We start from the raw sequence: 12,553 nt of genomic DNA, 5'->3' as shown, positions 1-12,553 counted from the left end.
CCAAAAGAGCTCGTCATGAATAAAATGACCGACTCCACCAACTCCAAAGAGACAAAGCCGGCGAATTCGGCATCGGGGAAATTTATTCGTTTTTTCAACGAGGTGGACATCGCCGACGTGCCGCTGGTGGGCGGCAAGAACGCCTCGCTTGGCGAAATGTACCGGGAGCTGACGGCCAAGGGCATCCTGGTGCCCAATGGCTTCGCCGTCACCGCCGAAGCCTATCGCTATACGCTCGATGAAGCGGGCGTCTGGACCGCGCTTAAAGAGGCGCTCAACGGATTGAACCCGTCTGACGTCGATGATCTCGCCAAGCGCGCCGCGCGCGCCCGCGACATCGTTTATGGCGCGCAGACGCCCCCGGACGTCGAGGCCGAAATCCGCACCGCCCTAGCCCGCCTCACCGACGAATATGGAGCCGATTTGACGGTCGCGGTGCGCTCGTCGGCGACGGCGGAAGATTTGCCGAGCGCAAGTTTCGCCGGACAACATGACACCTATCTCAATGTGCGCGGCCCCGCCGCCGTTCTCGACGCTATCCGTCATTGCTTTGCGAGCCTCTTCACCGACCGCGCTATCCGCTATCGCATCGACAACGGATTCGATCACTTCAAAGTGTTCAACTCCGTCGGCGTGATGAAAATGGTGCGCTCGGATTTGGCGGCGTCCGGCGTCATCTTCACGATCGACACCGAAAGCGGATTCGAGGACGTTGTCTTCCTCACCGGCGCCTATGGCCTTGGCGAAAACGTCGTGCAGGGCGCCGTCGACCCGGACGAATTCTACGTCTTCAAGCCCACCTATCGGCAGGGCAAGCGCGCCATTTTGAAGCGCGCGCTGGGAGCGAAAAAAATCAGGATGGTCTTTTCGGACCGGGGCCGGACGACGACGCGCAACATCCCCACCGACGCCAAGGAAAGAGAGAAATTCTGCATCTCCGACGAAGAGGCGCTGACGCTCGCCGGCCAGGCGATCGAGATCGAGGACCACTATAGCGCCAGAGCCGGCGCGCGCCGCCCCATGGACATCGAATGGGCCAAGGATGGTCTCGACGGCCAGCTCTACATCGTTCAGGCCCGCCCCGAAACCGTCGCGTCCCGACGCGACCGGAACATCGCTGAAATCTACAAGGTGACGAAGCACGGCGCGGTGAAAGTCGAAGGACGCGCGGTCGGCGCAAGGATCGCTAGCGGCAAGGCGCGCGTGATCGAGCGCGCCAGCGAGCTTTCAACATTCGTTCCGGGCGAGATCCTCATCGCCGATACGACGTCGCCCGACTGGGGAACGGTGATGAAATCGGCCGCCGCCATCGTGACGAACCGCGGCGGTCGCACGTGCCATGCGGCGATCGTCGCGCGCGAACTTGGCATTCCGGCAATCGTCGGCACGGACGCGGCGACGCGACTCATTCGCACCGGCGACATGATCTCGGTGAGCTGCGCCGAGGGCGACGTCGGAAAGGTCTACGAGGGGCCCATCGCCTTCGAGGTGGAGAGCGTCGATCTTTCAACTCTGACGACACCCGCCACGCATGTGATGATGAACGTCGGCAATCCCGACATCGCTTTCGGCCTTGCGGCGCTGCCGAACGATGGCGTCGGCCTTGCGCGCATGGAGTTCATCATTGCGGACTCGATCAAGGCGCATCCGATGGCGCTCGTTCACCCGGAGCGGCTCGGCGCGCGCGAACGCGCCGCAATTGCGCGACTGACCGCCAATTATGCGAGCCCCAGCGAATTCTTCGTGAAGCGCCTGTCCGAAGGCGTCGGCACGATCGCGGCGGCGTTTTATCCAAAGCCTGTCGTCGTGCGCATGTCCGACTTCAAGAGCAATGAATATGCCTCATTGCTCGGCGGCGAGGTTTTCGAAACGCAGGAAGCCAATCCGATGATTGGCTTTCGCGGCGCGTCGCGCTATGCGCACCCTGCTTACCGGGAAGGTTTCGCGCTCGAATGCGCCGCGATGACCCGCGTGCGCGACGAGATGGGTCTGACCAACGTCAAGCTGATGATTCCCTTCTGCCGCCGGATTGAAGAAGCGGAAAAGGTCATTGCGCTGATGCGCGAGCTCGGTCTCGAACGCGGCAAGGACGGGCTCGAGATCTACGTGATGTGCGAAATTCCGAACAACGTCATGCTTATCAATCAGTTCTCCAAATATTTCGACGGTTTTTCGATCGGCTCGAACGATCTGACGCAACTGACGCTTGGCGTCGACCGCGACTCCGAAATCGTCGCCTTCGACTTCGACGAACGCGACGAAGGCGTCAAGGAGATCATTCGATTGGCGGTCGAGGGCGCAAAGCGAAACGGACGTCACTGCGGGATTTGCGGCCAGGCGCCCTCGGATTATCCAGAGATCGCTGAGTTCCTCGTGCGCTTGGGAATCGATTCGATCAGCCTCAATCCCGACACGGTGCTGCAGACCACAAGACGCATCGTCGACCTGGAGAAGCGTCTCGGTCGAGAGCCGCGAAAGGTGGATTGACCGCCGAGCGCATCTTCTAGAATTGTCTAGATCGCCATCCACCCTCGGCGCCCGCGCAAGGCGTCGACGGGCTGTGGCGCGCGTCGCCGAATAAAGGAAAAGCAAATGAGCGCAGCCGCCAACCGGAAAGTCCTCGCGACGATGGCTCCAGCGGCCGGACTTGTGGGAGTCGCCGCGGCGCTGCATTTCACCGACTCCGGACCCATCGTAAACTTCATCGCCTCGGCTTTGGCCCTGGCGAGCGTCGCGCATGTGATCGGCGAAGCCACCGATCACCTTGGCAATCACCTCTCGCCGGCGGCGACGGGCATTGTTCAGTCGGCGGTCGGCAATCTCCCCGAACTGTTCGTCTGCATCTTCGCGCTCAGGGCCGGACTGCTGACCGTCGTGCAGGCGTCGTTGATCGGCTCCATTCTGTCGAACGCGCTTCTCGTCTTGGGCCTCGCTTTTATCAGCGGCGGGTGGAGGGTCGGCGTCCTTCACTTCGAAAGTCAGACGCCGCGAATGATCGCGACGCTGCTTCTGCTGGCGGTGTCGGCGCTGGTGTTGCCGACGCTCGCTCAGGAATTGCACCTGCCGAGCGGCGCGCATGAGCAGGAGCTCGCCGTCGTCTGCGCGGTCGTGCTTCTTTTCGTTTTCGTTGTGCTCACCCATGCGATGCTCAGTCAGGGACAGCGCGCGCTGCCGGCCGAGACCCATGCGCGCGCGCATGCATGGTCGCTCGGCGCCGCGATCGGCGTTCTCGCGGCTTGCGGCGGCGGCGCCGCCTTCGTCTCGGACTGGTTTGTCGACGCGCTCGGTCCAGCGATCGAAACGCTGGGCGTCAGCGAAGCCTTCTCGGGCCTCGTGATCGTCGCCATCGCCGGCAACGCCGTCGAAAACGTCGTTGGAATTCGGCTCGCGGCTCAGGGCAAGGCCGATCTCGCGGTCAGCGTCATTCTGAACTCGGCGCTTCAGGTCGCCGTGGCGCTTATTCCGATTCTGGTGCTCGTCAGCTTTGCGATGGGCGGCGCGGCGCCGTTCACGCTCGCCATTCCGCCGATTCTTGCGGCGGCCATGTTTCTTTCAGTGCTCGTGGTCACGGTGGTCACCGTCGACGGCCGGGCGGACATGGTCGACGGGGCCGCGCTGGTTGGTCTTTACGTCATTGTCGCGACGATCTTCTGGTGGGGTTAGCCCCGGCCGGCGCCAACGTGACGCCTTTTCAATTCTATGCTTTTTCCGGCCGCGAAGGGATGAGCCCAGTCGCTCTCGCCCTATATCTCTCGCCCTGAAGGCGCCGCAGAGCCGACGCGGCTTGGCGTCGTGCGGGAAAACAGATCGCGGCGGTGGGAGGGACTCATGAAAACAACAATAGCGATCGTCGTCGCTGGCGTCCTCGCCTGCGGCGGAGCGGCCCAGGGCGGCGCAGTCGAAGCGCATCGCGTATTTCTTCCGCAGAACATGAAATGGGAGCTGGCGCCGAGTTCGCTGCCGGGCGGCGCCGAAATGGCGGTGCTGTACGGAGATCCAAGCCGAGAAGGCGACTTCGTCGTCAGGATCAAAGCGCCGAAAGGCTATCGGGTGCCGCCACACACGCATTCCAAAGCCGAGTTCGTCACGATCATCTCCGGCGCATTCAGTTTCGGTCGAGGGCAGGCGGCCGACCGCGCCACGGTCGAAAACCTACCGGCGGGAAGCTTCATTTCAATGCCCGCCGGCGTGCTGCATTATGTTTTCGTCGACGAGGATTCAGTGCTCCAGATCAACGCCACCGGTCCTTGGCAGATCGACTATTACGATCCGAAAGACGACCCGCGGCTGAATATTGCGCCTGCGGGAGCGCCTGTGCGCTAAGCGGAAAACGCTTCAAAGAAAACGGCTCGCGCCTTTACATCCGAGGTCGCGAGCCGTTCCGTGTAGGGCTACCGCTGGCAGCGGCCGCCTCTCGGTAAAAACCTAGGCCCAGGGCAACCGAAAGCAAGCAGGGCCGTTGCGCCCTCTTCCGCGCCCAGAGCTCGCGAGGAACATTATTCGAGCGTGAAAGTTGCGCTTTGAAACTGTCGCGCAAGTGAAGCGCGCGGACAAGCGGAGTTGAGCCATGCTCTCGACCGTCCTCATCGTCGTTCTACTGTTGTTGCTTATCGGCGCCCTGCCGACATGGCCTTATAGCTCTCAATGGGGATATGGCCCCGGCGGCATTGTCGGCACCTGCTCGCCATCATCGTCGTGATGGCGCTTATCGGCAGGCTGTAGCAATTCGGAGCTGGCGCGGCGCATTTTCTCGCGCTCGGCGGAACGGCGTCGGAGGCGCGGCGGCAGGCGATCATCTGGATTGGCCGGCAGATGCAAACGCAGGCGTCCCATCTTGCCTATATCGACGTTTTCTACGCCCTGACGCTCGTCGCAGCGACGATCATCCCGCTCACCTGGTTCTTGCGCCGCGTCCGGCTCGGCGCGTCGAACTCCGCGCCCGCGCATTGATCCGCGTACGAAATTCGGCGCTGGCGTTTCGGCGTCGGATCGCTCCGGCGCGAACCCACGCCCGCTCGGCTTGGGCGCGATCCGCTGTGCGCAAATATTCATGTGACTGCCCAAGGGATTCGCTGCGGGGTTACTTTTTGTATTTTTCGCCATTAAAGTCCCGCCGCGCGGCTAAGTTCCGCACCCATCGATTGGAGTTCGATAATGTCTCATTTCTCGCTCGGCCGCGCGATGTGCGCGATGTCTTTCATCGCGCTGTCGTCCAGCGCCGCCATGGCTCAGTCGGTGCAAGTCGGCACCCTTCTCTGCCATGTCTCCGGCGGCGTCGGCATGATCATCATGGAGAATCAGGCGCTCGACTGCGTCTACACGGACGCTAAAGGCAGCCCGCCCCAGCATTACATCGGCAGGCTGACCAACGTCGGCGCCAATATCGGCATCAGCGGTCCGGGCCAGATGATTTGGACGGTTCTCGCGGCCACGAACAGCGTGGCGCCTGGCGCGCTGGCCGGAGACTATGTCGGCGCAGAAGGGTCGGTCGCCGTCGGCGCCGGCGCCGGCGGCGCGGTCCTTGTCGGCGGCTCGAACAAGACCATCTCCCTGCAGCCCGTGTCCGTCTCCCTTGGCACCGGCCTCAATGTTTCCGCCGGCATCGGCAATGTCAGCCTGCAATATATGCCGGTGACCCCGCCGCCGCCGCCGCTCGCGCCGGCCGCCAAGCCGAAGAAAACCCGCGCGCATCGGTAATCTCCGACGACGCAACGGACAGAAAAACGGGCGCGCCGCCAGCGCGCCCGTTTTTTTGCGCCCGCGATTTACTTCGAGTGCGGCGTCCCGAGATAGGGGAACTCTTTCAAAGTGTCGGTATGCGGCTCCAGCCCATCCGGCGGGATGTCGCCCTTCGAGAGAAAGGACAACCGGAAATTGATGACGTCGTCGGCGAAGGTGCGGCCATTGGGATAGCCCGCGGGCTTAGTGGGATCGAAGCTCAGCATATCGGGCAGAATGCCATGCGCGTCGATTGCCGTAATCGCTTCATCCCTCGTGTAGTCGCCGGTATGGCCCATCAGATGGATGAACAGCTCGAGCCAGCGCGCGCGGTCGTTGACGGGTTCGCTGGCGTTATATTCTTCCTTTGTTTCGTCGGTATTGAAGAAGCTGCTGACCGACGGATGGCCGGCGCGATCGGCATGAATCAGCTTGCCGTCCTCGCGCACGCTGCACCGTCCCCAGATTCTGACCGCCGGATTGCCGCCAAGGGCGCTTGTGGGCATTTCGACGACCGTCGAAAGCACATTGGCTTCGGTGTTTGAATCCTTGCCGGTCCAGGGAGACTTGCCGCCCAGATGCGGCGCCGTGAAATTTCTGCCGCCGGACGTGTCGTACAAGGCCAGAATGCCGTCGTAGTCGAAAAAGAACGCGTCGCTGCGAACGCCTGTAAAGAAGGTGAAATCGCCTGATCGCACGATGTTCGGCTTGGGCCCGAACGAGACTTCCGCGCCCGAAACGATCTTCTCGCCGACGGCTTCGGGAGAATGCGACTCTGCCCCGCGCGCCAGGTAAACGTCGAAGGTCTGCCTGCCGTTCTGCTTGGGCGAGAACACGTAGCTGATCGCAATATCCGTCAGGCAATCGCCGTCATTGTCGATATTGAGCCGGTAGATGGCGTCGGGATGAAATTCATCGCAAGCGGGATTGGCGTTGAGGATGATCGCCGTCCGAGATGGATCGCTTGGAGACTGAAAGGCGTAAAGATCGCATAGGTCCAACCTTTGATCGCCGAGCGGCGGACCAAGACTAAGGCCCGTAAAATGATTCGACACGTGTCGCCTCCGTTAAAAACGTGGAAGAGAATGTGCGGCTGATCTGTTTTGAGCGCCTGCGGGCGCACGCTATGTCGTGTTTGTTTCAACATCAAGATTGTTTGAAATTGTTATTCGCCGCGAATCAGTCTGATGATGCTCGAAAAATCGGCGCCGCCCTGGCCGGCAGACTGATGCAGCGCATAGAGCTGCGTCGCGACGGCCCCGACCGGAGAGGCCGCCCCGGCCTGCGCGGCGGCTTCCTGCGCGAGTCGCAAATCTTTCAGCATCAGGGCGGTCATGAAGCCGGGTTTGTAGTCATTGTTCGCGGGCGACGCGGGGGTCATCTCCGGCACGGGACAATAGGTCGTGAGCGACCATGATTGGCCCGAGGAGATCGACGCCGCGTCGAACAGCGCCCTGTGCGAGAGGCCGAGCCTTTCCGCGAGGACGAAGGCCTCGGCCGTCGCGATCATCGTGATGCCGAGCATGAGATTGTTGCAGATTTTCGCCGCCTGCCCCATGCCGGCGCCGCCGCAATGAAGCACATGCGCGCCCATGTGCTCGAGGATCGGCCTCGCCGCGGCGAACGCCTCCGCCTCGCCGCCACACATGAAAGTCAGCGTCGCCGCTTTCGCGCCGGCGACGCCGCCGGACACCGGCGCGTCGACCGAGAGCGCGCCGCTCTCCTGCGCCAGCCGATGCGCGGCGCGCGCGCTGCCGACGTCAATCGTGGAGCAGTCGATGAGGAGTTTGCCACGCGCTTGAGGCGCGATTTCGCGCCAGACGGCAAGCGTCTGATCGCCGCTTTGCAGCATGGTGATCGCAACGTCAGCGCCCTCGATCGCCTCGCGCAACGAACCTGCGGCGGCGACGCCCTCCCGGGCGGCGGCTTCGACGAGCGAGGCGTTGAGATCGAATCCTCGCGTCTCAACGCCGGCGCGCGCCAGCGCCGCCGCCATCGGACGGCCCATGTTGCCCAGACCGATGAAAGCCGCTCGCATCACGGCTACGACAAGGTCGGCATGACGAAACTCGCGCCCGTCCTGACGCCGCCCGGCCAGCGCGATGCGACCGTCTTGGTCTTTGTATAGAAGCGGATGGCGTCGGGCCCATGCTGATTGAGATCGCCGAACATCGAGCGCTTCCAGCCGCCGAAGGTGTAATAGGCCAGCGGCGTCGGGATCGGCACATTGACGCCGACCATGCCCACTTCGACGCGGGAGGCGAATTCGCGCGCGGCGTCGCCGTCGCGGGTATAGATCGCGACGCCATTGCCATATTCGTGATCATTGGCCAGCGATAGCGCCTCGTCGAAGCCGCGCGCGCGCACCACGCAGAGCACCGGACCGAAGATTTCCTCCTTGTAGATCCGCATCTCCGGCCGCACCTCGTCAAACAGACATCCGCCCATGTAGAAGCCGTTCTCATAGCCTTGCATTTTGAAGCCGCGTCCGTCGACGCGGAGTTTGGCCCCCTCCCCGACGCCAAGCGCGACGTAATCCTTGACCCGCTCCAGATGCGCGCGGGTGATCAACGGACCGAAATCGGCTGAAGGATCGGTCGAAGGCCCGACGCGCAGATTTTCGACCCGCGGCTCAAGCCGCGCGACCAGCGCGTCGGCGGTTTCTTCCCCGACCGGCACGGCGACCGAGATCGCCATGCACCGCTCGCCGCCCGACCCATAGGCGGCGCCGATGAGGGCGTCGACCGCCTGATCCAGGTCGGCGTCAGGCATGATCACCATGTGGTTTTTTGCGCCGCCGAAACATTGCATGCGTTTTCCGTGGGCGGCGCCATGCGAGTAGACATATTCGGCGACCGGCGTCGAACCGACGAAGCCGATGGCCTTGACTTCAGGGTCTTCGAGCAGCGCGTCGACCGCTTCCTTGTCGCCGTTGACGACATTGAGCACGCCCGGCGGCAGGCCGGCTTCGAGCATCAGTTCGGCCAGAAACAAAGGCGCGCCTGGATCGCGTTCGGAGGGCTTTAGAATGAAGGCGTTGCCGCAAGCGATCGCCGGGGCGAATTTCCACATCGGAATCATTACCGGAAAATTGAAAGGCGTAATGCCGACGACGACGCCGAGCGGCTGGCGCATCGAATAGACGTCGAGGCCGGCCGCCGCGGAATCGGTAAATTCGCCCTTCATCAGATGCGGAACGCCGATGCAAAATTCGGCGACCTCGACGCCGCGCTGGATCTCGCCCTGTGCATCGGCGAGCGTCTTGCCGTGCTCGCGCGCGAGAATCGCCGCGAGCCTCTCCTTCTCGCGCCCGACGATATCGACGAATTTCATCAGCACGCGGGCTCTGCGCTGCGGATTGACCGACGCCCACACGCGTTGCGCCGCGGCGGCGTCGGCGATCGCCTCGCGCACCTCGTCGCGGCTGGCGAGCGGCACGCGCGAGATCGCCGCGCCCGTCATCGGCTCATAGGCCTCGCTGAACCGGCCGGACTTTCCCTTAACCCGGCGTCCGCCGATAAAATGCGAAAGCTCTTCCATGTTCGCTCATCTAAGGCGCGTCCGGCCGATGTCATCTCGCAAGACGGGATCGGGCGCCTATATGTTGGAGAGAGACGCCTTCCACGACGGACGCCGGCGATGGGACTGCAGCTCACGAGCGAAAGCAAGAATAGATACGCGCAGGCGCCGCGACAGGCGGACTGGACGATCGATCAGAATTGGGCCTCCTACAGCGATGAGGAGCACGATCGCTGGAACAGGCTGTTCGCCCGCCAGGCAAAGCTCTTGCCCGGACGGGCCTGCGACGAATTCCTGGAGGCGAAGCAAAAGCTCGAACTGTCGCGCTCCGGCATTCCGGATTTCGCCGACCTGAGCCGCCGGTTGGGGGCAATGACCGGCTGGAGCGTCGTCCCTGTGGCCGGGCTGATTCCTGATGACGCCTTCTTCGATCATCTCGCCAATCGGCGCTTTCCCGCCGGCGCGTTCATTCGCCCGGAGTCGGAGCTTGAATATCTGCAGGAGCCCGACGTCTTCCATGACGTCTTCGGCCATGTGCCGCTCCTCGCCAATCCGACCTATGCGCGCTTTCTCCAAGCCTATGGCGAGGGCGGCCGACGCGCGCTCGCGCGCGGGCAGCTCCACAATCTCGCGCGGCTATACTGGTACACGATCGAGTTCGGCCTGATCGAGACGCCAAAAGGACTGCGCATTTTCGGGGCCGGAATCATGTCCTCGCCTTCCGAGACGATCTTTTCGCTAGAAGATTCCTCGCCGAACCGCGTCGCCTTCGATCTCGAACGCGTCATGCGAACGAATTACATCATCAGCGATTTCCAGCAGACATATTTTGTCATCGAAAGCTTCGAAAAGCTTCTCGCCGATGGCTATCAGGATTTTGATCCGATCTATGATCGGCTGCGCGACGCTTCCGACTTCGCTGCGCATGAGTTGGCGCCGGGAGACCGCATCATCTCGCGCGGCGATTTCCATTATTTCCGCGCCAAGCGCAGCGCTTAGAAGCGCGGACCCGAGGTCACCACCTGTTGCTCTATGGCGCCAAAAATCGAGCGGCCATCGGCGGCGCGCATCTCGATGCGCACCACATCGCCAGCCTTCAGGAACGGCGTGCGCGGCGCGCCCTCGATAAGTTTCTCGACGACGCGCTGCTCGGCGATGCATGAGTAACCATCTCCGCCCTGCGCAATCGGTCTGCCAGGACCGCCGTCGGCGTCCCGGTTGGAAATGGTGCCGGAACCGATGATCGTTCCGGCGCTAAGCGCGCGCGTGCGCGCCGCATGCGCGATGAGGCGCGGAAAGTCGAAGGTCATGTCCTTTCCGGCGTCGGGCCGGCCGAGCGGCGCGCCATTGACGAAGGACAGAAGCGGCAGCGAAAGCCGCCCGCCATCCCAAGCGTCGCCAAGCTCGTCGGGCGTCACCGCGACGGGGGAAAAGGCGGAAGCGGGCTTTGACTGGAAAAAACCAAAGCCTTTTGCAAGCTCCGGAGGGACCAACCCGCGCAAGGTCACGTCATTGACCAGCATGACGAGCTTGATGTGATCGCGCGCGTCCTGTGGCGTCACGCCCATCGGCACATCATCGGTGACGATGGCGACTTCGGCTTCGAGATCGAGATCGTGCTTTTCGTCGAGCAAGGGAATGGCGTCACGCGGGCCAAGGAAGACGTCGGAGCCTCCCTGATACATCAGCGGGTCGCTCCAGAAGCTCTCCGGCATTTCGGCGCCGCGGGACTTGCGAACGAGCGCGACGTGATTGACGTATGCCGAGCCGTCCGCCCACTGATAGGCGCGCGGCAGCGGCGAGGCGCAATCCTGCTCACGAAAGGGAAAGCTCTCGCGAAGTCCGCATTCGAGCCGCGCCGCCAGCGCCCGCAGCTCCGGCGCCACGGCGTCCCAATCTTCGATCGCCGATTGCAGGGTGGGCGCGACGAAGCCCGCCGCGACAGCCCGCGTGAGATCCCGCGAGACGAGGATGAGGGCGCCGTCCCGTCGGCTCTTCAGGGATGCGAGCTTCACGGTCCATTGCCGGTAAAATTGCGGCGCAATCCCGACCAGCACTCCGCGTAATCCTGCTGCAGGGTTTCAAGCGACATGGCGAAAGAGGTTGGATAGAGCGGCAGTCGGGATTCGAACATAAAGGCGAGCGCGTCATCGATCTTCGCCGGGCCAAGATCCGCTTCAGAGGCCTGTTCGAAAGCCTCAGTATCCGGGCCATGCGGCAGCATCGCGTTGTGCAGCGACATGCCGCCGGGCTCGAAGCCGGACGGCTTCGCGTCGTAGCGCCCGTAAATCAGGCCCATGAATTCGCTCATAATGTTCAAATGATACCAGGGAGGCCGGAACGTATGCTCCGCGACTTGCCAACGCGGCGGAAAAATCGCGAAATCGACGTTGCCGACGCCGGCTTCGTCTGAAGGAGAGGTCAGCACCGTAAATATCGATGGATCGGGATGATCGAACAGCAAGGCGCCGACAGGACAGAATTTTCGCAGATCATATTTATAGGGCGCGTAATTCCCATGCCAGGCGACGACGTCGAGCGGCGAGTGGTCTATGTCGCAGCGATAGAAACTTCCGCCCCATTTGACGCGGAGGCGGCAGGGCTTTTCCTTGTCTTCGAACGCGGCGGTCGGCGAAAAGAAGTCGCGCGGATTGGCGAGCCCATTGGCGCCGATGACGCCGCGATAGGGCAATGTAAATGGCGCGCCGTAGTTTTCACAAACATAGCCGCGAGACGGGCCCGCCGAGAGCTCAACCCGAAATTTCACGCCGCGCGGAACAACGCATATCTCACTGGGAGAGCACTCGATGAGGCCGAACTCCGTGAAGATGCGTAGGTCGCCGAGCTGCGGCACGATCAACAACTCGCCGTCGGCGTTGTAGAAGTAGTCGTCGAACATCGACTGGCCGGCGAGATAGAGATGCGCCGCCATGCCGACTCTCAGGCTGCAATCGCCCGCCGTCACGATGGTGCGAATGCCTTCGATGAAGGAGCCTGCGTCTTCTGGGATGTCGCTTGCGCCCCAGCGCAGCTGCCCGAGCGGCGCGTCAACATCGCGGCAGGGCGCGGTTTCCCAGTGGCTCCGCTCGATGTCCTTCGGATTGCGGACGTGAAGGACGGAGGGTCGTATCCGGTAGAGCCAGGAGCGCCGGTTGAGGTGGTTCGGCGCGGTGAATGCGGAGCCGGACAATTGTTCGGCGTAAAGGCCATAAGGGCACCGCTGCGGCGAGTTCTGACCCATGGGCGACGCGCCGGGCAGAGCTTCGCTCTCGAACTCATTGCCGAAGCCGTGCAAATAGCGCGTGGGCGACATGGC

At 62.7% G+C, this 12,553-nt stretch carries 11 protein-coding genes and 1 pseudogene; 7 read left to right on the top strand and 5 right to left on the bottom strand.

Annotated elements, in window-relative coordinates:
- Nucleotides 1-24: 24 nt before the first annotated feature.
- The 6 genes and pseudogenes from ppsA (at nt 25) to HUN39_RS03010 (ending at nt 5,697) form a co-directional block, all read left to right on the top strand.
- The gene (gene ppsA / locus HUN39_RS03035) at nt 25-2,487 is read left to right on the top strand and encodes a phosphoenolpyruvate synthase (protein WP_175093143.1); all 2,463 of its coding nucleotides are present in this window, start codon (nt 25-27) and stop codon (nt 2,485-2,487) included.
- Nucleotides 2,488-2,592: 105 nt separating this feature from the next.
- Nucleotides 2,593-3,663: a sodium:proton exchanger gene (locus HUN39_RS03030; protein WP_175093022.1), complete on the top strand. Its 1,071-nt coding sequence runs from the start codon at nt 2,593-2,595 to the stop codon at nt 3,661-3,663.
- A gap of 165 nt (nt 3,664-3,828) precedes the next feature.
- A complete protein-coding gene (locus tag HUN39_RS03025; RefSeq protein WP_175093021.1) occupies nt 3,829-4,323 on the top strand; it encodes a cupin domain-containing protein in 495 nt (164 codons plus the stop codon).
- Between the two features lie 244 nt (nt 4,324-4,567).
- Nucleotides 4,568-4,722, top strand: a pseudogene (locus tag HUN39_RS03020) (DUF3309 family protein).
- 90 nt (nt 4,723-4,812) lie between these two features.
- Entirely contained in the window at nt 4,813-4,950 is a 138-nt protein-coding gene (locus tag HUN39_RS03015) for a hypothetical protein (protein WP_175093020.1), read from the top strand.
- 204 nt (nt 4,951-5,154) lie between these two features.
- Nucleotides 5,155-5,697 (top strand): DUF992 domain-containing protein, encoded by a 543-nt coding sequence (locus HUN39_RS03010; protein ID WP_175093019.1) that lies wholly within the window; start codon nt 5,155-5,157, stop codon nt 5,695-5,697.
- A gap of 68 nt (nt 5,698-5,765) precedes the next feature.
- Here HUN39_RS03010 and HUN39_RS03005 read toward each other — a convergent pair whose 3' ends face one another.
- From HUN39_RS03005 to HUN39_RS02995, 3 genes are all read right to left on the bottom strand, one after another.
- Entirely contained in the window at nt 5,766-6,773 is a 1,008-nt protein-coding gene (locus HUN39_RS03005) for a DUF4331 family protein (protein ID WP_175093018.1), read from the bottom strand.
- Nucleotides 6,774-6,883: 110 nt separating this feature from the next.
- Entirely contained in the window at nt 6,884-7,759 is an 876-nt protein-coding gene (mmsB, locus tag HUN39_RS03000) for a 3-hydroxyisobutyrate dehydrogenase (protein WP_175093017.1), read from the bottom strand.
- Between the two features lie 2 nt (nt 7,760-7,761).
- A complete protein-coding gene (locus tag HUN39_RS02995) occupies nt 7,762-9,258 on the bottom strand; it encodes a CoA-acylating methylmalonate-semialdehyde dehydrogenase (RefSeq protein ID WP_175093016.1) in 1,497 nt (498 codons plus the stop codon).
- A 99-nt stretch (nt 9,259-9,357) separates the two neighbouring features.
- Here HUN39_RS02995 and phhA point away from each other — a divergent pair, with 99 nt between their 5' ends.
- Entirely contained in the window at nt 9,358-10,236 is an 879-nt protein-coding gene (gene phhA, locus HUN39_RS02990; protein ID WP_175093015.1) for a phenylalanine 4-monooxygenase, read from the top strand.
- Here phhA and HUN39_RS02985 read toward each other — a convergent pair.
- Entirely contained in the window at nt 10,233-11,252 is a 1,020-nt protein-coding gene (locus HUN39_RS02985) for a fumarylacetoacetate hydrolase family protein (RefSeq protein ID WP_175093142.1), read from the bottom strand. The genes phhA and HUN39_RS02985 overlap by 4 nt on opposite strands.
- A complete protein-coding gene (gene hmgA, locus HUN39_RS02980; protein ID WP_175093014.1) occupies nt 11,249-12,550 on the bottom strand; it encodes a homogentisate 1,2-dioxygenase in 1,302 nt (433 codons plus the stop codon). The genes HUN39_RS02985 and hmgA overlap by 4 nt, the downstream gene beginning before the upstream one ends.
- Between the last annotated feature and the right edge of the window lie 3 nt (nt 12,551-12,553).

This window comes from Methylocystis silviterrae, from assembly GCF_013350005.1.
In the GTDB taxonomy this organism is placed as follows: Bacteria; Pseudomonadota; Alphaproteobacteria; order Rhizobiales; family Beijerinckiaceae; genus Methylocystis; species Methylocystis silviterrae.
This window is presented reverse-complemented; position numbering and strand designations above follow the sequence as displayed.

Coding starts and splice junctions, on each gene's coding strand:
- HUN39_RS03010 (WP_175093019.1), top strand. CDS start 5,155: ATGTCTCATTTCTCGCTCGGCCGCGCGATGTGCGCGATGTCTTTCATC.
- hmgA (WP_175093014.1), bottom strand. CDS start 12,550: ATGTCGCCCACGCGCTATTTGCACGGCTTCGGCAATGAGTTCGAGAGC.
- phhA (WP_175093015.1), top strand. CDS start 9,358: ATGGGACTGCAGCTCACGAGCGAAAGCAAGAATAGATACGCGCAGGCG.
- HUN39_RS03015 (WP_175093020.1), top strand. CDS start 4,813: ATGCAAACGCAGGCGTCCCATCTTGCCTATATCGACGTTTTCTACGCC.
- HUN39_RS02995 (WP_175093016.1), bottom strand. CDS start 9,258: ATGGAAGAGCTTTCGCATTTTATCGGCGGACGCCGGGTTAAGGGAAAG.
- HUN39_RS03025 (WP_175093021.1), top strand. CDS start 3,829: ATGAAAACAACAATAGCGATCGTCGTCGCTGGCGTCCTCGCCTGCGGC.
- HUN39_RS03030 (WP_175093022.1), top strand. CDS start 2,593: ATGAGCGCAGCCGCCAACCGGAAAGTCCTCGCGACGATGGCTCCAGCG.
- ppsA (WP_175093143.1), top strand. CDS start 25: ATGACCGACTCCACCAACTCCAAAGAGACAAAGCCGGCGAATTCGGCA.